Source organism: Sedimentibacter sp., from assembly GCF_038562225.1.
GTDB lineage: Bacteria > Bacillota > Clostridia > Tissierellales > Sedimentibacteraceae > Sedimentibacter.
Genome location: NZ_JBCFAS010000001.1, coordinates 195,895 through 216,301, shown reverse-complemented (window position 1 = coordinate 216,301; position 20,407 = coordinate 195,895). Strand labels below are relative to the sequence as shown.

At 39.9% G+C, this 20,407-nt stretch carries 17 protein-coding genes and 1 pseudogene; 4 read left to right on the top strand and 14 right to left on the bottom strand.

Features of this window, described 5'->3' with window-relative positions; translation table 11 throughout:
- Positions 1-18: 18 nt before the first annotated feature.
- From AAGU76_RS01025 to AAGU76_RS01005, 5 genes are all read right to left on the bottom strand, one after another.
- Positions 19-1,860 carry an FAD-dependent oxidoreductase gene (locus AAGU76_RS01025; RefSeq protein WP_342483575.1) on the bottom strand — a complete coding sequence of 614 codons (1,842 nt, stop codon included), beginning with the start codon at positions 1,858-1,860 and terminating at the stop codon, positions 19-21.
- 239 nt (positions 1,861-2,099) lie between these two features.
- The gene (locus tag AAGU76_RS01020) at positions 2,100-3,686 is read right to left on the bottom strand and encodes a hypothetical protein (protein ID WP_342483574.1); all 1,587 of its coding nucleotides are present in this window, start codon (positions 3,684-3,686) and stop codon (positions 2,100-2,102) included.
- Positions 3,687-3,747: 61 nt separating this feature from the next.
- On the bottom strand, positions 3,748-5,664 hold the full coding sequence (locus AAGU76_RS01015; protein ID WP_342483573.1) for a hypothetical protein: 1,917 nt from the start codon (positions 5,662-5,664) through the stop codon (positions 3,748-3,750).
- Positions 5,665-6,042: 378 nt separating this feature from the next.
- Entirely contained in the window at positions 6,043-7,095 is a 1,053-nt protein-coding gene (locus AAGU76_RS01010; RefSeq protein WP_342483572.1) for a TRAP transporter substrate-binding protein, read from the bottom strand.
- Positions 7,096-7,100: 5 nt separating this feature from the next.
- On the bottom strand, positions 7,101-9,401 hold the full coding sequence (locus tag AAGU76_RS01005; RefSeq protein ID WP_342483571.1) for an AraC family transcriptional regulator: 2,301 nt from the start codon (positions 9,399-9,401) through the stop codon (positions 7,101-7,103).
- A gap of 245 nt (positions 9,402-9,646) precedes the next feature.
- On the opposite strand from AAGU76_RS01005, the gene AAGU76_RS01000 reads away from it, so the two are divergent.
- Complete coding sequence (locus tag AAGU76_RS01000) at positions 9,647-10,075, top strand: DMT family transporter (RefSeq protein WP_342483570.1); 429 nt, start codon at positions 9,647-9,649, stop codon at positions 10,073-10,075.
- A 286-nt stretch (positions 10,076-10,361) separates the two neighbouring features.
- Here AAGU76_RS01000 and purE read toward each other — a convergent pair whose 3' ends face one another.
- The 8 genes from purE to AAGU76_RS00960 all read right to left on the bottom strand — a co-directional run bounded on the left by purE (position 10,362) and on the right by AAGU76_RS00960 (position 16,937).
- Positions 10,362-10,853 (bottom strand): 5-(carboxyamino)imidazole ribonucleotide mutase, encoded by a 492-nt coding sequence (gene purE / locus AAGU76_RS00995; protein ID WP_342483569.1) that lies wholly within the window; start codon positions 10,851-10,853, stop codon positions 10,362-10,364.
- Between the two features lie 19 nt (positions 10,854-10,872).
- Entirely contained in the window at positions 10,873-12,018 is a 1,146-nt protein-coding gene (gene purK / locus AAGU76_RS00990; protein WP_342484664.1) for a 5-(carboxyamino)imidazole ribonucleotide synthase, read from the bottom strand.
- Positions 12,019-12,047: 29 nt separating this feature from the next.
- Positions 12,048-13,262 (bottom strand): OFA family MFS transporter, encoded by a 1,215-nt coding sequence (locus tag AAGU76_RS00985; protein WP_342483568.1) that lies wholly within the window; start codon positions 13,260-13,262, stop codon positions 12,048-12,050.
- 194 nt (positions 13,263-13,456) lie between these two features.
- The gene (locus tag AAGU76_RS00980; RefSeq protein ID WP_342483567.1) at positions 13,457-13,816 is read right to left on the bottom strand and encodes a DUF2294 domain-containing protein; all 360 of its coding nucleotides are present in this window, start codon (positions 13,814-13,816) and stop codon (positions 13,457-13,459) included.
- A 642-nt stretch (positions 13,817-14,458) separates the two neighbouring features.
- Positions 14,459-14,587, bottom strand: coding sequence for a hypothetical protein (locus AAGU76_RS00975; protein ID WP_342483566.1), 129 nt, complete (start codon positions 14,585-14,587; stop codon positions 14,459-14,461).
- Between the two features lie 83 nt (positions 14,588-14,670).
- Entirely contained in the window at positions 14,671-15,438 is a 768-nt protein-coding gene (locus AAGU76_RS00970) for an ABC transporter permease (protein ID WP_342483565.1), read from the bottom strand.
- Positions 15,439-15,450: 12 nt separating this feature from the next.
- Positions 15,451-16,176 (bottom strand): ABC transporter permease, encoded by a 726-nt coding sequence (locus AAGU76_RS00965; protein WP_342483564.1) that lies wholly within the window; start codon positions 16,174-16,176, stop codon positions 15,451-15,453.
- The gene (locus tag AAGU76_RS00960; RefSeq protein ID WP_342483563.1) at positions 16,173-16,937 is read right to left on the bottom strand and encodes an ABC transporter ATP-binding protein; all 765 of its coding nucleotides are present in this window, start codon (positions 16,935-16,937) and stop codon (positions 16,173-16,175) included. The genes AAGU76_RS00965 and AAGU76_RS00960 overlap by 4 nt, the downstream gene beginning before the upstream one ends.
- Positions 16,938-17,082: 145 nt before the next feature.
- Here AAGU76_RS00960 and AAGU76_RS00955 point away from each other — a divergent pair, with 145 nt between their 5' ends.
- Positions 17,083-17,784, top strand: coding sequence for a response regulator transcription factor (locus AAGU76_RS00955; RefSeq protein WP_342483562.1), 702 nt, complete (start codon positions 17,083-17,085; stop codon positions 17,782-17,784).
- A gap of 4 nt (positions 17,785-17,788) precedes the next feature.
- Entirely contained in the window at positions 17,789-19,162 is a 1,374-nt protein-coding gene (locus AAGU76_RS00950; RefSeq protein ID WP_342483561.1) for a HAMP domain-containing sensor histidine kinase, read from the top strand.
- A 314-nt stretch (positions 19,163-19,476) separates the two neighbouring features.
- Here AAGU76_RS00950 and AAGU76_RS00945 read toward each other — a convergent pair.
- Positions 19,477-19,560: pseudogene (locus AAGU76_RS00945) on the bottom strand (helix-turn-helix domain-containing protein); the annotation flags it as partial.
- Positions 19,561-19,971: 411 nt separating this feature from the next.
- On the opposite strand from AAGU76_RS00945, the gene AAGU76_RS00940 reads away from it, so the two are divergent.
- Positions 19,972-20,205 (top strand): DUF3781 domain-containing protein, encoded by a 234-nt coding sequence (locus AAGU76_RS00940; protein WP_342484663.1) that lies wholly within the window; start codon positions 19,972-19,974, stop codon positions 20,203-20,205.
- The last annotated feature ends 202 nt before the right edge of the window (positions 20,206-20,407 follow it).

The following is a 20,407-nucleotide window of genomic DNA, read 5'->3' as shown; positions in this document are numbered from 1 at the left end:
CCTGATTTATATTTAGAATTACTTAATTTCCTCTGCAACTGCTTCAGCTGATAATTTTCCTGCAGTCAAAGCCCATGCATTGTTAGCGCCTGACGGCGAATCATCGCCCATTACTCCGCCCACAACTTCACCTGCTGCAAAAAGTCCCGGGATAATTTCATTGCTTGTATTCATAACCTGAAGCTTCGTGTTTATAACCAATCCGCCCATGGTTGATGCGAAACGGGGTTTTTGCTCAACCAGATAGTAAGGACCTTCACCGATTTCTTTCTTAAGATAATCTGCCGGTCTTCCGAAATCAACATCATTTCCCGCCTTCACAAATTCATTGTAGCCTGAAACCGTTGACTGCAGAACTGAAGCATCCATACCTGCTTTTGCTGCAAGCTCTTCTACAGTGTCTGCATGGAAGAAATAAGGTGTTGCTGTTCCATTGTTTTCAAGCCATTCGATCATGCTGCTTTCAGAAATTCCTGCTTCGCTTAATTTTGACCTGAATATATCAAATGTAGATTGATCCATCAAAAGATACAGCATTTGATTTTCTTGGCTTAATTCAACTTCAAGGATATTTCTGTTGCTTGATTTTTCATTTACAACTCTTTTTCCGGCAGTATTTACAAGTATGGCACTTTCATTAAATGCTGCGATATTGCCGGCTATTGTTGATTTTGCAATACCTTCAGAAACTTCTATGCCATTTGGATATCTTTTCCCATATTCCATGAGGCGTGTAGCTGCATCAATGCCCTGTGCTGTAGCCATTATCACCCCGTCACCTGTCGATGATGATGGTCCGTAGTACAGCGCACTATCCATTTCATCCGTAAGAAGATCCTTGTTGTTACCATATCCTCCGGTTGCGATTATAACTGCTTTAGCTGCAATATTATAATTCTTTCCTGTATTGTCCCTGGCAACAACTCCTGTAACAGCTCCGTTTCCGTCTGTAACAAGTTTTTCTGCTCTGGTTTGAAGATATACTTCAACTCCGGACTCTTGGACTTTTTTGCGGGCCTGTTCTGCAAATCCGGGTCCGCCGCCTTCATAGGCAAGCTCACGGTTATGAGAATATTCTGCTAATTTGTGCAGCCCGCCCTTCATATCATATTGGATACCTACGTACTTGTTCAGCCAGTCTGTCGTTTGTCCCACATTTTCCGCAAACAATGCTGTAAGCTCCAGTACATTCTTATTGGCTCCGTTTTTGAGGAAATCCTCAACCATGCTTTCTGCGCTGTCATCAGTTACGCCGGCTTCTTTTTGAAGCTCCGAAAGAGTCACTACCTGATTTCCTCCGCTGACAGCTATGGCTCCGCCAATAAATGACATCTTCTCAAGCAACACCGTCTTCAAACCAAGCTCGTCAGCACGAAGTGACGCTGCAATTCCTGCTGCTCCGCCGCCTATAACAACTACGTCAGTAGTCAGTTCAACAACCTCGTCAGAAGTTCCTGCCTCACCTGCTATTTCAAAATCTGCCGGATTGCCACCTGCCTGCTCTATACAGCTTCTTACGGCTTCAATGATTCCCTCTGATGAATTTGTAGCTCCTGATATAGTATCTACGGCTATAGACTGTCCGTCAACGATTGCTTCTGGTATGCTTTTTATGGCAGCATCGGATAGTCCCGGTGTTTCGGCATGTTCCAAAACTGTTACGGCAGCTATTTTACCGCCTTCAACCTTCATTTCAACCTTAATGTCTCCATTGTTTCCTTTACCGTTTCCCACATAGGTTCCGTCCTTCAATGAACCTTCCTGCTCTGCATTGTTAACTGCAGGTGCACCTGTTGTACATCCTGTAAACATGCCAACCATCATTAATGCAATTAACAGAATCGATAATACCTTTCTCAATTACCTTACCTCCAAAAATGTTTGATATTTTTCTGACATTTGCTATTATAATATAAATTCTGCAAAAGTTCTTTAAAGATATGGTAAAGAATACTTTAGTTGAATAATGTTTAACCTGCGAACGCACGAGTCACAGGCAATAAGAAAAGGTGCTCATTTAATAATGCAGCACCTTTTCTATTCCAAGTTATACTTGTTATTGTGTTTGGACGAATTTGTTTATTGATAATATTGCTTCTCTATTTGCGTTCTGTTTTGCTGTTAAGAAATACCCAGTCGTGCAGTGTTCCGCCATAAATTACATAATCGAAGCCTTCTTTGTTGTACTTGCCATTGGTCAGCGTACCGTCTAACTGATAGGTGTCGCCTGCATTCAGCATTGTATTGTACACAATTTCCCCGTTGATGATTTCAGCATCCGGACCATAATACAGGTTATCAAAGAAGTACCAATAGGTCATCTTGGTTGTGGAGTGGTCGGTTTCACCCCAGTAGTAATATAGTTCTGTCGGGAATCCTGTCAGGCGGATATTTTCAGCTATCCACTCATTGGACCACCCTGCAGACTTATAGCGGTTTATTGCTGCCTTGTACATCTCAATGTTGTTTGTATCCTGTTCACCGTCAAAAGCCCAGATTCTCATGCCATTCTCAGCGGCTGCCTGCCATTCTTTATCCCCCCATACACCTTCAAACATATTCTTGCCTGCGATTCCAGTACCCATTGAGCCGTTATTAAGAACAAGTGTTTTAATCAGTCCTGGGTATGCAGAAGCAATCGTATTGGAAGCTATGGTGCCCCTGGAGTTGCCGCTCAATGTAATTGCATCCGGGTCAGCATCATAATTCTGGATGAAGTATTGGATAACATTGTAATCATCTACCCAGAACTTATAATCATCGCCTCCGCCAGTACTGCGGTCGTGGATATTCAGAACAATGGCCTCGGAATCAATCCAGCGGAAGCCGGAACCATCAAAGTTCAAGCCCGTTCCGAAATTATTGGTACCGTCCGGCAATCGCCAATAAGAAGTACCTCCGCCGGTGATTGTGATTATCATCGGATATTTCTTTGAATTGTTCTTGCTATAATTTTGGGGGAAATAAGCCCATCCCTTTACAAATTCATCCCCATCGGTTGCAGTGGTTGGAACACTGATTCCCAGTTCTTCAAAAGACATGAATCCATTTTTGCCATAGTTGGCGTCTATTGTAGGCAACCATAGTCCGTCTGCGTTATATTTGCCGTCATCGTTAGCCAGGCAGGCAGCATCAGCTTCAGTCTCACCTGTATGATAGAGCTTAAGTTCCAGACATTCACGTGTCTGATAACCTTTCCCAGTGCTGTTGGCCTTGTAGAAATCTGTATCTGCACTGCCAAAATATATCACCCCGTTCACATCGCGGTACCAAGGCCCTGTGGAATACAGGCCGAGTGGGTTCTTGGTTCGGGAGCCTGTGCGGTTGTCACCTGAATATATAATGGCATTGTTTTCAAGTGCAGAGGTATCCATGCTTATATTCAGCGTAACTGTCTTGCCTTTTACATCTGCTGAATCAATGGTAATCTCCGCAAAGTCAGGATTGGCGTAACCTCGGTCCAGCAATGTATATGTATCCGCCGTCACTTTAGACAAATCTACGTTACCATCATACTTTATTTCGACCTTAGTCAGTTTCTGTCCATAGAAGGAAAGGTCGGTATAAGCCTGAATGCTTTTTATGTTATCCACGGAAGGTTCCAGGGTCTTAGCAAAAGATGTTGCAGGGAAAACCATTATCAGCATGCAGACAGCCAATAACAAAGCAAATATTTTCTTTTCCATTTGATATGATTCCTTTCTTTATAAGATTATGTTCGTGGTTCTTATACTCAATAAATATTGGTTACTGCATCTCAGATGCTTCTGTATATATCTGCACCTTGTCTCCGGCATCCTTAAAGCCTGATTCGCTGTAGTAACGTGTTACATTGTTATTTTCATCTGCTTCATAGCTGTAGTGCTCGAGGAAATCCCAAAGCATGGGCATTTCTTCACTCATGCAGTTGTGAGAACGGTACAGACTCAGATGAACTTGCACTAACGGAACATCCTTAGTACCTATTTTTTTTGACCAGGTCCAGATTTTATATCTGTCGCGATTACCGTCGGTTACCACGTTGTCTACGCCGTTTCCAATCTCAAAATTGTTTATTCCCAGATGGTAAGCAGCCCAACTATCCAGCTGGTTAATTACTCCGTCCCAAAGATCACCCTTGAGCATAGATAGGTCCCCTGCGCCGTATCCCAAATAAACAGGAATCATTTTATTGCTGCTTGACGCAGACGGAGTACTGGCTCCAGATGTGGAAGCTACAGCGGCAAAGAACTCAGGATTTGTAATGGCAAAACCTTGACTTGCCATACTCCCGGCCGACTGTCCGGTTGCATAAATTCTTGCAGGGTCTACGTCATAGTTTTTAAGAATTTCTTCCCTCAGCTGCGGATAGAATATGTTGTTGTCCTTATGGCTGACAGCAACTGAGCTATTGTTGTATTGTTCGCAAACTATTGTAAGAACAAAACCTTTTTCCTGCGCTACTTGCCACCACTGTGTTGCATCCAGGAACACCTTGTCTGTCTGGCTGTCACCGGGAAATACCATGAGCACAGGAGCCTTATCTCCCCAAAGTTTTTTTGCTGTTTCAGGCACATACACCATGTACTCACGCACATATCCGTTTACAATCATGTTCTTGATTTCTATGCCAAGCTTATGGTAATCAGCCCTTACAGCAAGAGTGTTGCCATATGCTACGGCATTTTCATAACGGGTGTAGTATGTGAGAAATTCATATATTTTTTTAGTGAAGTTTGTATCATTGATGCTTCCATTATTGTTTAGAACAGCTACCTTGGAAATAGGTCCTGAATAATCAGTCATCCATCTGTCGGAGTCATATTTTTGCTTATATACATCTCCAAGCTTACTGTCACTTACCGGCGCTGCAGCGCAATCGTTTGCACTCATCCAATAGGTTAAACTGTCATTGAAAGTGTTGTCATCAGGATTGATGTACCATGTAGGCAAAACAACTTCATCGTAAGTTATCTTATCAAACCCATCAGGGAATATAATTTCGTTATATGAACCATTGATTCCTCCGAACTCCTTTTCTTCAAATTGGTCGAAATACTCTGCTTCCAAACCCTTAGAATCCACATATGTCTGGCTGATTACCTTTAACGGATTTGCTGCGGCCCATGCTTCAAGAGCAGGCGCACCGTTTCCATAACCTACGAGGTAACTTTCTCCGAAAATTGAAAAGTATTTGTTATTTGGAGCTGAAGCAAGAGGATCAACAGGATTTGCATAGAAGTTCATGGCTGCATTAACGTATTCCTTTTCATCAGCTGCAGTTCCCCAGCCCTTATCTCCGGGCTCAAGTATGAACAGGCATTCATTGTTTTTATCTGCTATGTCTTTCCATCCGCCTTTTTCCAGAAATTCTTCAGTGTCAACTTCGTCCGGGACAGAAATAACGGTAAAATATGAACGGACTGGAGCATCTGAAGAAATATAGATCTTTGCTGAGCGTATGCTGCCATCAGCCATTGTAATTGACTTCTCGAAGTATCCTGTCATAGGAAGTTTATTGGCACGTGTGTAATCATGCTCCGGTACAGAAACACTGCCAAGAGGTATGGCATCTGCATTTTTAAAATTATTATTTGATGCTGCAAAAGATGTAACCGGTAAAACTGATAGTGTCATACATGCTGCAATGGACAGCGATAAGCATTTGTTGATTATTTTTTTCATTTTACTTTCATTCCTTTCATTTTAGTTTTCACAATCTAAGACAAAGTTCATACACAGGGGATGCTCAGCAGTCCCTGTTCTTACGACCACATCACCTCCATACAATAAAAATGCTTGTATATACAACTGAGCCTAAATCAGATTTTATTACAATAATTCTTCGGTGTATATTGACAATATTAATCAGAGATTTTATCGTATGCACATATTTTAACTTCACTTTGAATATTGTTCATGTTTTTATGTTCAGGACAAATTGTGTTAAGTAACATTGGCTTATCCATGTGTTGCTGTATGACAAAAAAGCACATAAATCTGTTAATTTCAACAAATTTATGTGCTTATATCATACGTTGTTAAATTGAATATATAGGAGTGTTAATTTCCAATAGTCATCAAGACTTTCTCATACAGTTCGTCACCATACATGTTTTTCAGATAATCTGAAACTATTGGCTTGACAGTATCCTTCATTTTTTTCATTTCTTCTTCTGGAAGGCCATTGACTTCAACGCCTGCAGCTTCTAACTTTTTATAACCCTCCAGCAAATAAGCTGTTACCTTTGATGTTCCATAATCAATTGCTTCTTCTGCCGCTTTCTCTATGAAAACCTGCTGTTCACGGGAAAGACTGTTGTAAAAATCCAGATTTATGTAAAGCACATCGTTGTTTAACATATGTTTGGTAATAGTCAGATACTTCTGCACTTCAAACAGTCTGTTGCTGGCTATGCTTGGAACCGTATTTTCCTGAGAATCCACAATATTTTGCTGCAGAGCAACATAGACTTGTTCGATATTGAAACTGTCTGTCCGTGCACCCAATGCTTCCCAATATTTTTTGCTTATTCCGTTTGACATCACCCTAATATTAATTTTTGAAAAATCATCTTTTGAGGTAATTTCTTCATTGCTGGTCACCATACGATAAATAAGTGGTGTCATTCCGATTATTTTGCAGTTGTAATTTTTGCATTCCTCATCCACCAGATTCCTTAACTTATGACCTGGCTTTAAGCTGTCATTCAATTCTCCTGTGTCAATTTCTGTCACAGAAGGTATCCATTTAAGAATGCTTATTATTTTTGAAGGACCTGAACCAAGCCTCATTTCTACTGCTCCGTTTGAAAAATATTCAACACCATCCGTTAGGCTGCCAAGAGTATTGTTTGGATATATTTCAACTTCAAATTCATCTGAATGGTCTTTTTCCAATGTTCTTTTAAACCTTAAGGCTATTTCATGCGTTAAACTATTTTCCAGTTCTGAGTGCGTCAGTATAATCACTTTAGGTTCTGACTGTTTTTTTATATCATCAATGCTTTCTTCTTCGAATACAGAAAAGGTTTCTGCTTTTTTCTGGCATCCTCCTAATATAAAAATCCAAAATAACAATATTGATACCAAAATCATCACTTTTCTTACTTTCACTGGTCTCACTCCATTTCAATACCATCGATTAAGTTGTCTTTTCCCATTGAACAGCGTGCTCTGAATTGACCCGGAGTTTCTCCCTGATATTTCTTAAATACACGAATGAAATTCTGAGGTGAATTAAATCCGGTCATGAATCCGATTTCTGCAACAGTGTAATTTGTTGCCAGCATAAGTTTTTTTGCTTGTTCTATTCTATACTTGTTTAAATATTCCACAAAGCCCGAAGGCAGGTAAGTCACAAAAATTCTAGACAAATATGAACTGCTTATGCCGCATACGTCACTTACGGTATTTAAAGACAAAGAACTGTCGCTGTAGTGCAGATCTATATATTTTTTGGCATTTTCAATGTGTCTAAACTGTTCCTTGCTGACATAGTTGCTTATAGCCTGCGTTGTACCTTCATGGAAGCTTATCATTATTTTTTCTCTTTCATCATTTTCCTTTAAGGGTGACAAATCTGCTTCCAGTTGTTTTCTTTGTAGCAGCCACATATCATCAATATCAATCTTTAGATTGCTGAGCTTTTCCAAAATCAAGTCCATGATTGATATATAAACCCTGGGGGCCGACCCTGGAAATTCTTCAGCACTTTTTATGACCTGTTGCAGCTGCTCCAAACCCAGATCCGGGTTTTCCATGATTTCTTCTAATACTCTTTTAGCCTGGACGTTATACAAAGAAACAATGTCCTTACCCTGCTCCTGTTGACCTGCAGCAATATATAGTCGCTGATGCAAATTGCTTTTAGCATCTTTGTATGACAAAGCAATATCAAAAATATGTTTATACACTCGACCTATTCCTACCTCCAGCTGAATAGAAGAGTTATTATATTCTTTTTCTATTCGTTCTACAAATTCCTGAATCATGTGTTTTGATTTTGTTGTTGAAAATTCATGTATGAAATTCAGCACCAATATTTTTTGATCCTTCTTATCATCCAAGCAGCATACATGGCCTTTGTTTTTAAAATAACCTGCACAAATTTTCATAAAGTCAATTTTGGGAAATCCGCTTTTAACATCATTGAAAGTGATTTCCTTTTTGTACGACCATTTAAAAATCATCACCTGGTATTCACCGTCTATTTTAAAAGGTGAATCAATCTGTTTAAGTATAGCTTCGACTCTTTCTTCGTTCATATCTTCCTGATTTAACATTGAATAAAAAAGCCTTTCATTCACTGCTGTCCCTACTTCATGAAGCATATCTCCAAGAATCAGCTTCTGGTTTCTGTTTTCCTTGTAAATTTTTTGGATTAGTTCCAATTCATTATTGGCCGTGGACCATTCATCTTCTTTTTTAAAGCTTATCTGTTCCAGCATATCTAATAGCATACGTTGTATGGGTCTGTAAATATTCCTAACAAGAAATATGCTTGATGCTAATAAAAGCATCACTATGAACAAAACAAACTTTGACATATTTGAAAAGATTGACTGAATCGATGGTACAATATCGTTGCTGTTCAATAGAACAAGTGCTGTCAAACCTGTTGAATCAGATTTATTTGTCAATATAAAAGCTGAATTTGAATCAGCAGCTTCACAAACAGTTTTTTTGCTGTCTATATTGTTTCTGACCGTAATTTGAAGTTTCTCTTCTGATGGATAATGAATCAGTTTTGTAAAAATCGGCTGACCTTTTAAATAAACATATATGTTGTCAGTTCCATTTTGAATGCTGTCCGAGACCAAATTAAACAAAGCATTCTTATCAATAGAAATGCACATTACAGACAAACCTTTTCCTGAAGGGAAATCCTGAAAGAGAAATAATTCATCATCCAGCAGCAATAGATTCGAAGAATCCGTATCCTTGCTGCTGGATTTCAGTTCTTCATAAGCTTTTAAAACATCATTGTGGGCAAAATCAGATCGGGAAACTATTGATTTATCAGAAGAAATAATGCTGTCGCTCTGTTTAATATATATCCAGGCCTCATCAGCATAGGGGCTTCGCTGGGTGAGATTAAAAAGTGATAGTGCTATATTCAACGCATTTGCATTTTGAAATGTTTTTCCGTTTATTGCGATGCTTGTACATTCTGAGTCATGAAGCAAATCCGACATCTGAACTTCCATAGACAGAATTTGTGCATCCATTTCTATAATAACTGCATTTAACATTGAAAACGACGAATATATCATTTTCTCTTTATAATTGTTCTTGTATAAGCTATTTACGAAGTAATAGAATAATATGATTACCACAAAAATTAAAACAAATAATGTAAGCAGTGTTTTCTTAAATATGCTGTTGAACTTCAATGAATAGATTTTATTTTTAATTTTCATTACTTTCCCCATTTCAGCAGTTAATAGTAAAGTAAGCAGCTTAAAAATTCTGTTGTTATCAATGACTATATCTTTGAATTTGCATATGTTTTCATTATATAGCATGCTTTGAAATAATACAACCTTGAAACATTTAGTTTTACGACAAAATAAGACAAGCTCTTTCCCTACTCATTATAACTTTCTTTTGCTTAAATAAAATTTTTGAGGAATACTATATTATCTTTTTAAATAAAGGAGATTCTATGATTGGTATTTTACTTGCTTTGCTGGCCGGATTGTTAATGAGTGTTCAAGGTGTTTTCAATACTCGCATTATGGATTCATCGAATATGTGGGCTACAAATAGTTGGGTACATCTGACAGCATTTGTTACAAGTATAAGCATATGGTTCTTCACCGGCCGTGAGAATTTACTAACTGTATTTAATGTCGGCAACAAGCTGTACTTAACCGGCGGTGTCATCGGTGCATTTATTACATTTACTGTTATTAAAAGCATATCCGGTTTAGGGCCGGCATATGCGACGATGTTAATTTTATTGGCACAGCTTGTTGTCTCTTGTTTAATTGAAGCTGTTGGAATATTCGGCACAGAGAAAATGTGTTTTGGATGGAGCAAAATCATTGGTGTAGCTTTAATGGTAGCAGGGATTATTGTTTTTAAGAAGTAGTATGTAACTCCAGGTGAAGCTTCATATGAATTAATTAGCCTACGGAATTTCATATTAAATTATGACAAGTATTAGAAATTTATAATTACTTATAAGTAAATTAAGAAATGAAATAGAACACTGAACAGTACTAATATGCGGCTGACTTTAACTGTCATATTTAGATGTTCAGTGTTCACTGCTTAACAATCATTGCAGCAATAGCCGCATATTAGCAGAAGCAGACCGTAATAATTTATATTCCCGACTGATGTTCTACTTACATTCATAAACTTAAATTACAAGATTACAATCCCTTTTCAAAATCCTCAACTTTCTTCATGACCAAATCCTCTAATTCCTTCTTATAATTTTCAACTAGATTATATAATTTTTCATCTGAGACCGCCAAAATCTGTGCTGCTAAAATTCCCGCATTCTTTGCTCCATTTATTGCCACAGTTGCAACCGGCACTCCACTTGGCATTTGAACGATTGAATATAAAGAATCTATTCCGCTTAACGTATTGCTTTTGACCGGTACTCCTATTACAGGAAGTGAAGTCAGAGCTGCAGCCATTCCTGGCAGGTGTGCAGAACCACCAGCCCCTGCAATTATTACTTTTATGCCTCTTGCTTTTGCCTCTTTTGAATATTTGAATAATCTGTCCGGTGTTCTGTGTGCAGATACGATTGTTACTTCATGGGGTATCTGAAAATAATTTAAAATTTCAGAAGCCTCCTTCATAACTTGAAAATCTGAATCACTTCCCATTATTATTCCTACAATTGGTGCCATTTTCTATTTTCCTTTCTTGTCACTTTGAAATTATTTTAATTACCTTGCACGCTCTGTCAGCTTTTTCACGTGCTATATCCAAGGTTGATGCCGTAATTGTCATATGTCCCATCTTTCTTTTGGGTTTTGTTTCCTTTTTCCCATAGTTATGAAGCTTCAAGCCTTCAATAGATAAAGCCTCATATGCCCCGACAATAACAGGAATCCCCTTAAAGCCATCTTCTCCCAATATATTTCTCATAACTGTTGGAATTATTAAATCAGTCTTACCCAGAGGCAATCCAACTACTGCCCGTATATGGTTTTCAAACTGAGATGTGGTACATCCCTCTATTGTATAATGACCTGAGTTATGTGGCCTTGGAGCAACTTCATTTACAAGCAGATTGCCACTTTTTGTCACAAACATTTCGACACACAGCATTCCAACACTTCCAAACAATGAATAAACCCTCTTCGCAATTTCTATGGCATTTTTTCTTTGAGTATCACTTATCGTTGCCGGAACTGCAGTTTCATACAGAATGCCGCCCTTATGAATATTTTCTGCCACAGGATATACCACTACTTCACCGTTTGTTGATCCGCAATAAAGTACAGATATCTCCTTAGTAAACGGAATAAACTTTTCAACATAAATTGAAGCAGCGTTGCCTCCCAGCTCCATGAAAGCTTTTTCAATATGTTCTTCACATAAAATTATGCTGTTTCCTTTTCCGTCGTAAGCTCCTTTGGAAGTTTTGAGCATTATAGGATAATCAAATATTTTAGCTGCAGCTTTAATATCTTCAATGCCACTGACCTTCATAAAATCACCTACAGGAATCCCATGTTTTTTAAGTTCCATCTTCTGATTATATTTATCTTGAATTATTTCCAGTTTTTCAGCAGGCGGATAAACTACAAACCCCTCATCTTCCAGGTATTTCAGCACTTCTGTTGATATGTGCTCAAATTCACACGTTAAAACATCCGTCCGTCTGGCTAATTCAAGCAGAGCTGCTCGATCGTCAAAACATGCAACTATTTTTTCATTAGCCAGCGAAACCGCTGAACTATCTTCATCCGGATCAAGCACAATTGTATAAATACCCATTTTGGCAGCTTCGCTCACCAGCATTTTGCCCAATTGTCCCCCTCCTATTATTCCAACTTTTTTTGACATTATATCATGCATTGTGTTTAAAACTCCCTTCAGTCTTTAATTGATTTTAAAGTCAGCAAACAGCCTGTAGCGCTAAGGCCTATCACCAAGTAAAATACATAGTGATAATTCTCAAATATATCTAAAATTAATCCGGAACCTAGTACACCTAAAATAGCTCCTATGCCATAGGCAGTGAATACTACCCCAAAGTTTTGACTATAGTGTTTTTCTCCATAAAACATTTCGGTGGAGGTTGGGGCTATTGCAAGCCATCCACCCAAATTAAACCAAAACATAGAAAATGCAATACCAAACAAAACAATGCTGCCATCATCAGCAAAAGACATCAAAAATGCAGCTGTTATTATAAGTGTATATGAAATTAACATTGCCTTTTTAGATGATAGTTTATCAGTTATCCATCCAAATACAGGTCTTCCAATTCCGTTAAACACTGCGAACAAAGAAATCATAAGTGCAACCGTCTTTTGTGACAATCCTATTAATTGCATGCCAATACTGTTCGTGAGCCCGATAAGCATCAATCCTATCATGGTTCCGATAATAAAATTTATATACAAAACTTTAAAGCTGTCTGTCATAAGCATCTTTTTTGTGTCAATATCTTCCGGTTCATAATCTTTATTTGACACCTTTTTTAATGAGGCAGCTTCAGATTCAGTAGGATATTTAAACGGGCATGAAAGAATAGGAACTATGACACCAAAAGATACACCCAATACAAGAAAAGTTCTCATTACTCCGAATGCATCAATCAATAATCTTGCAATTGGTGCTGTTACCAATGGCGACAATCCAAAGCCCAGCAGTACAAGGCCTATAGCAAGACCCTTTTTATCCGGAAACCACTTTTTTACAATTACCAGAGGAACACCATAAGCAATTCCAACTCCTGCACCGCTAATAACACCGTATGTTATTGTCAAGGCATAAATTGTTGATGAAAATGAAGATAATATCCATCCAAATGATGTCATCAGCGATCCTGTTAAAATAATTGCTCTGGGACTGAATTTATTAAAATATTTTCCCGACAGCATCATAAACAAAGCATAGAATGCCAGGTATGTCATATATGGAAAACCACTTTGAGTTAAACCTATGTTAAAATATTTTTCGACGGGCACCCTGAATACTCCCCACGAATAAACAGTTCCAAAGCACATCATAATAATTGCTCCCAATATTACATACAACCATCTTAAGCGATAGTCCATATTTTTACTTTTATTGTTTCCCATTCATATACCTCTTCTTTTATTGATAATAAACGTGAACCTTCCTTATTAATATTCCCTGCTTAATTAGTTTTAACGGAATATAATGATTGCGCAGAAATTTATAAAAAAAAGCCAACAACAAAAATCCTTAATAGGAAAATTGTTATTGGCTTACTTTATGGCTGGTTTTTCAACCCTTCAATTCGTCTTCCACTTTATTTATAAAAATTCTCAATATTCTGATCTAAAATTACAACAATAACCTTTTCGCCGGTCTTTGTGCTAACATCGGAATAAGTACTTACAATATTAACATCAATAACTGATTTAACAGCTGCTTCAAATTCTTCCCGTGCATTTTCAAACAATGAGCTTCGAACTCTTTTTATAAGCTCAACACCTTCTTTGTTAACGGCTAACTTCTTCTCCGACATGCTTAGGAACCCTTTGAGCCTTATTAAAATTAAATCTTGAATAATAATTGTACGGATTTTCTCAGGACCCCTGCCCATCTGCTCAATTTCAAACTTACTAATTGCTTCACTTAATTTTGATTCAATTTGTCCTTTTGTCATCGAACTCTCTTTGAACATATCCTTTAAACTCCTGTAACAAATATAATTGGTACTATATTTAATCCTGTGTATAATATCACATAAACAAAACGGTGTCAATTGGTACTATGTATTATCCGAATAATTTAGTTCTTTATTGCAATAAAATATGTCTTCGTTCATGGCCTGTATGATAATAGACAAGGCCTTATACTTTTACTTTCTTAATATGAATACTTTAATTTATATGTTTATTATTGTCAACACTTATTTTGTAACTATATTCACTGCGGAGGCATACTAAATCACCTTAAGACAAAAAACAAAATTTAAGCAGCGAATGATATCATAATAAATGATGTTCAGGCACTGCTTATTGGTTGCTATTATCTTAAACTTTAAACATAGTGTTTCATTTTTTTCTGTAGAAAAAATACCTATTAATTTAATAAGCAAATCAGCCATTTTACCATTGTCTTCCTCTACAAGCGCTTCTTCCTTTAAAAATTTATACAATTACAATTCACCAATTTAATATTCTTTATTCCGTCACACATATTACCTACACTCCTTCTGCATATTTTTTTGATTTATATTCTATTAAAGCCTATTTTCCGAAACAAATATTGTATACACTATATATCGCAGCGGAGAATAATACAATTAGATTCGTGTGATGACTCCCGGTGACCATTCCTGCTTTCCGGTGGGCGATAGGATTTTGTCTGCCTCCAGCGATTCCTTTGTTTTTCTGACGCTGCGTACTCCGTCCAGCAAAGTGATTTTTAACAAAACTGGGATTAGTGTCGCCAACGGCAGGAAGCTTATGATTAGCGCTTGCGCTTACTTTTTGTAGTTTCTTATTTTCCATCTTTTTACCTCATTTCTTTCTTTCCAAACTGTGTTACCGCCACTATAAGCACCAACGCAAAGATCAGAGTCGCACAGGGCAGGAACGGAAACAGCTCAAAGACTGCTGTCCCTGCGGTGTTTGTTGTAAATTCGTGCATCGAGCAGGACACCAAATAGCCGCTGTAACAGTACGGGTAGACAATCCAAAGCGGCGTGTTGGCTGCCAAAACTCCGGGAATGACAAGGAGCAGATTCAGACCGACGGACAGCAGCGGCTTTTCAAACAACACCGTAACAGCCCACATGGTTGCCACGCTGGGCAGCATAGTAAGAAACAGTCCCACGCACCACTTGAGCAGGTAGAGGACAGGAAGTGTTTCGGTGATTCCCATGATGTTTGTGGCAACCAATCCGGCAATGACAAATACCGCGAGGAACACCACCATTTCCATGAACAGGTAAAACATCAGCACACAGAACTTTGCCAGCGAAAGAGCATACCGGCTGACCGGCAGAGCCAACATCTTTAAGACGCCATTATTCTGCGTTTCCCGTCCAGCAATCATGACGCAAGCAACGACCATGCTCAGCGGAAGCAGATAGTAAGCATAGACCAAGGCACTTTGAATGAACATGGCTGGCCACGCATTGGTATATTCCGGCGTGAAATAGCTGCTCAAATTTGCAATACCGGACGCTACCACCAAAAGAGGGGCAACAAATATCAAAGGAACAATTTTTGAGCGTTTCACTTTCATAAACTCAATTTTAAGTAGTGCTAAAAAACTCATTTCAATCCCCCCTTATTCATAACGCAGATTCTTTGCCATCCATAGTCCTGCCCCGAGAAAAAGGAATGTTTCGACCAAAGAAACGAGAATAACCGTCCTGTACGGCTGTGCGCTCATGGCAACTGCTGGCTTTAACATCACCACAAAGGGGTGCACCATCAGCAAGGCTGCATTCGAGTTTGCCAAGGCCATCCCGCTTAAAAACCCCGCAACACCGATGCCGAGGGGAACCCACATATTTTCAAAGCGGGAGGAAATACAAAGCATAAAGGACAGCACAGGCATGGCGGTAATGAACGAATAGGCTGCAAACCGCACGAGTGTCCCTATCTCAAAGGTGCCTTGCGGCAGCTCTGTCATGCCAATTTTCATCAGAGCCAGATTTTGCAGCGCAACAGCGATCAGAAGCATCACAGTCAAGAGTAGAAATTTGCAAAAGTACATTCCCGGAACACTCATGGGCAGCATATAAATCTTTTTAATTGCGTTTCCCTTAAACTCCATGTTATAGATCATGCAGGTGGCGACGACGATGCCAAACATATTTAATATCATGATCATGCCGTAGAGCTGAGTCAGCAGAACATCCATCGGTGCCAGCGGAAGGTTCAGTAGGGTATCCTTCCGTACTATGTAGTTGACAAAGCAATAGGCTGCCCCCATAACGCCAACCGCCAGCAACACAGGGATTACTCCTGTACGCTTTTCTTTCCGCAGTTCGATTGCAAGCGCACTCATAGCTCTGCCCTCTGCTTTCTGGCTGCATTGTCCTTTTCGATCATGGAAAGGAACATTTCTTCCAAATTGTCCGAGGCAAAACTGGCCTGTAGCGCACTCTGCCGCAGCTCATCCAAGCTGCCTTCGAATAGCAGGCGGCCATGATTCAGAATGCCGATATCATCCGCCATCAGCTCAATTTCCGACAGCATATGGGATGAAATCAAAACGGTGCAATCGTAAAGCTCCGGCAGGGACTTCACCAGATTGCGTATTTCATGGATGCCGGATGGGTCAAGGCCATTCGTCGGTTCGTCCAAAATGAGGATGGGTGGCCTGCCAAGTAGTGCTCCGGCAAGTCCCAGCCGCTGTTTCATACCCAGCGAATATTTTTTTGCCAGCCTGTCACCAAACTCAGTGAGACCAACCAGTTCCAAGGCATCCTCTACCGAACTTGTCGGCAGCTTTAGAATCCGCCGGATAATATCAAGGTTTTCACGGCCAGTCAGATTGGCATAGAACGAGGGGGATTCGATAAAGGAACCAATCTCTTTCAAAATTGCCAGCCGGTCATCGGGAAAGTGTTTCCCATCAATGGTAAAGCTGCCTTTTGTAGGAGCAGTCAATCCCAATAGCATTTTCATGGTCGTGGATTTCCCAGCACCGTTCGGACCAAGGAAACCGTAAATGCTTCCTTTCCGAATATGGAGCGAAACTTGGTTGACAGCAATAAAATTTATATATTTTTTTGTCAACTGCTCCGTTGTAATCATGTAATCCATAAGAACTTCTCCTTTCGACATTCTTAATGGTACAACGCCAACCTGACATCTACATTCTCGCGTCCTTACTTTTACCTTACTTTTTGCTGAACATCACACAAAACGGACAAGCTTTGGTATAATAGATACAGTTGGAGGTGAAGGAATGAATCAAACATTTTTACACACAAAAAAGCTCCTGCTTGTGGATGACGAGCCGGAGCTGCTTAAAATGGTAACCGCCATTTTAAAGGATGACGGTTTTGAAAATATTGTGTTAGCCGCTTCTGTGAAAGAAGGCACAGCAGCTGCCGAAAATGAAAAGCCTGATTTAGCAATCTTGGATGTCATGCTGCCGGATGGAGACGGCTTTTCCCTGATGGAGCAAATACGCTCTTTTACAGATGTGCCAATCATTTTTTTGACTGCTAAGGACAAGGCTACGGATAAATTGGCTGGTCTTGGACTGGGAGCCGATGATTACATAATAAAGCCTTTTATGGCACAGGAATTGTTGCTGCGCGTTCATGCTGTGTTGCGCCGCTGCTACAAAGAGGACAGCGATCTTCTGAAGCTGGAAGGATGTACGGTTGATTTTAGCCGCGCCGAAGTTCATAAAGCCGGTGGGGTACTTCCTCTGACGGCGAAGGAACACACCCTGCTGGAGACCCTTGCACACAATGAGGGGAAAATTGTATCCATAGATTCGCTTTGCGAAGCCCTTTGGGGTGACAATCCTTTCGGATATGAAAACAGCTTGAATGCCCATGTGCGACGTATTCGTGAAAAAATTGAAACAGATCCGTCAAAACCGGTTTCCCTGATCACCATCAAAGGGCTGGGCTATAAGCTGAACATAAGGAAGTGACGCCATGAAAGCATTTGGAAAATATATCTCGAAGCATCTAGCATCATTTGCCGCTTTTATCCTTGTGTTGGCGCTACTCAATGTACTGGCCTTTGGTATTACGTTTCAGAGCGTTATTATAAACGACTACGGAGATACCTCACCACAAAATATGCTGGAGGAAATTGCTGCCGCTTCAACATTAGAGGGTTTATCGGACGATGCTCGTCAAAAACTGGAGAGCGCTCATATTTGGGCCATGCTCCTAAACCCGTACGGGAAGCGTATATGGGCTGTCGATACACCAGAAGACATTCCCGAAAAATACACCATTCAGGATGTTGCGCTCTTTTCCAAAGGATACTTAAAGGATTATCCCGTTTTTGTCTGGAACACCGAAGATGGCCTGCTGGTATTGGGCTATCCAAAAGACAGTTATACCAAGCTTACCAGCAACTATTTCTCTATCCATGCGATTCAAACTCTTCCACTCTATATTACCGGAATGCTGGCAGCTGATTTTTTGTTTTTGTTTTTGGCCTATTTCTTTTCCAAGAGGAAAATTATTCGAAACACAGAACCGATTATCGATGCGATTGAGACACTTTCCGATGGTAAGCCGGTATCGTTGTCAGTCGGCGGTGATTTATCGGGAGTTGCAGGTAGTATTAACAAGGCATCCCGTATTTTGAGCAGGCAGAACGAAGCAAGAGCCAACTGGATCAGCGGTGTTTCCCATGACATCCGCACACCACTGTCCATGATTTTGGGATACGCCGGACGCATTGCAGACAATAAAGCCATAAACAGCTCTGTAAAGGAGCAGGCTGAAATCGTCCGGCAGCAAAGCATCAGAATCAAAGATTTGGTGCAGGATTTGAACTTGGTGTCACAACTGGAATACGAAATGCAGCCACTCCGTAAGGAACCGTTGCGCATCTCCAAACTTTTGCGATCCTATGCGGTGGAGCTGCTGAACGGCGGGCTTTCTGACAGCTATTTGGTAGAAGTAGAAATCAAGCCCTCCGCTGAAAATGCCATACTGGAATGTGATTCCCGATTGATTTTGCGGGCAATAAGTAATTTAGTGCAAAACAGTATCAAGCACAATCCGCGTGGTTGTGAAATCATGATTACTCTTGATCGTTCGGAAATGGCTATCACCCTTACTGTTTCGGACAACGGCGTAGGGCTTTCGCCTGAAAAACTACGGGAAATGAAAGAAAAGCTCCATTATATGGAAAGCACGGACGATCAGTTAAACTTGCGGCACGGCTTGGGTATCCTATTGGTACGTCAGATTGTGGAAGCACACGGCGGCACAATGAAAGTAGAAAGTGCGGAGGCGCAGGGGTATCAAACGATGTTGTACTTTCGAATGCAGTCCAGTCAAAGCTAATGCTTTTTTGTTTTTAAATTGTTAAATCTGGCAGAAACATCATGTGTTCGCTTTGTAATCACCATGATTCAGCTATGCGGCGAAAAGGAAATCAAAATAGTCGCCGTAATCGTCAAGGCATTACTGGATGCCATATAAGCAAAATCCATCTTCAATCTTCGAGGATGGATTTTCTTCATATCAAAAAGATATGTTGTTCTTTCTCTGTGCTTAAAAATCCTTAGAGTGACACGTTCACTGCACAGGCCATGATGACACATACCATATGCCGCCGATAGGACGCACTGCTCCCTTGACGGCAGGGTATGTGTTTTTTATTTCACCGTAAGCAATAAACTACTCTTGCCGCCGTTTTCCCGCCAGCGCTGTTCCTTTTGAAGATAGCCGGTCTTAGCCAGAATAAAATTACCTTTCGGCTATAGTATTGCGCCAAAAGTGAAAGACCGCCAATGACGAAAAACATCACGGCGGCTACTGCTATGAGGAAATATACTTTGGATGGCATAGGGGAACTCCTTTCTTTTCTGTGATTTTTATAGTAAAATAAATTCATGATAACCAATGAGGTAAATATCATGGAAAATTACACCACTGAAGAATTAACCGAGGCGCTCCGTGCCATCAATTCCATCATTCATAAATGTGAAAAAGCGCAGGAGAAGTTCCCGGAGGGAAAGTCACAGCACACGCTTCTGCTAAATCGATTAAAAGCAATGTATATTGCAAAGGCTCTGATTGCAGAAGCGCTATCTAAAACGGAGAAGGACGCAGAATCACAAACTTTATTTGATGATAACTGCAACTCTGAGTTGCTGCTTTCAAACTTGGATCAGCTGCATACCACGGATTTGGGTACAGAACGTATCCGAAAGAATCTGCGTTTGGACACAGATGATGTGGTCAGCTGGTGTAAAGGGAAAATCAAAGCCGCTCATGCAAGCATCAAACGAAAGGGCAAGAACTGGTACATAGCAGTGGATGACTGCGAAATTACTGTAAATGCCCATAGCTACACCATTATCACTGCACACAGATGGGCATAAAAATAGCATGACTGCCAATGAAAGGGCTGTCATGCTTTTTTATCTCATTACCATAGCGGGTGTGGTCTGATCCTGTAAGCATTATGCTTTCAAATCCTCATTCCAATCCTTGTGTGCCGAAACATCCTAACTATTTAATAATAAACCCATTTGAGGCAAATTTCTTATAATTTCTGTTTTTCCACCATGGCATCCATTAAAC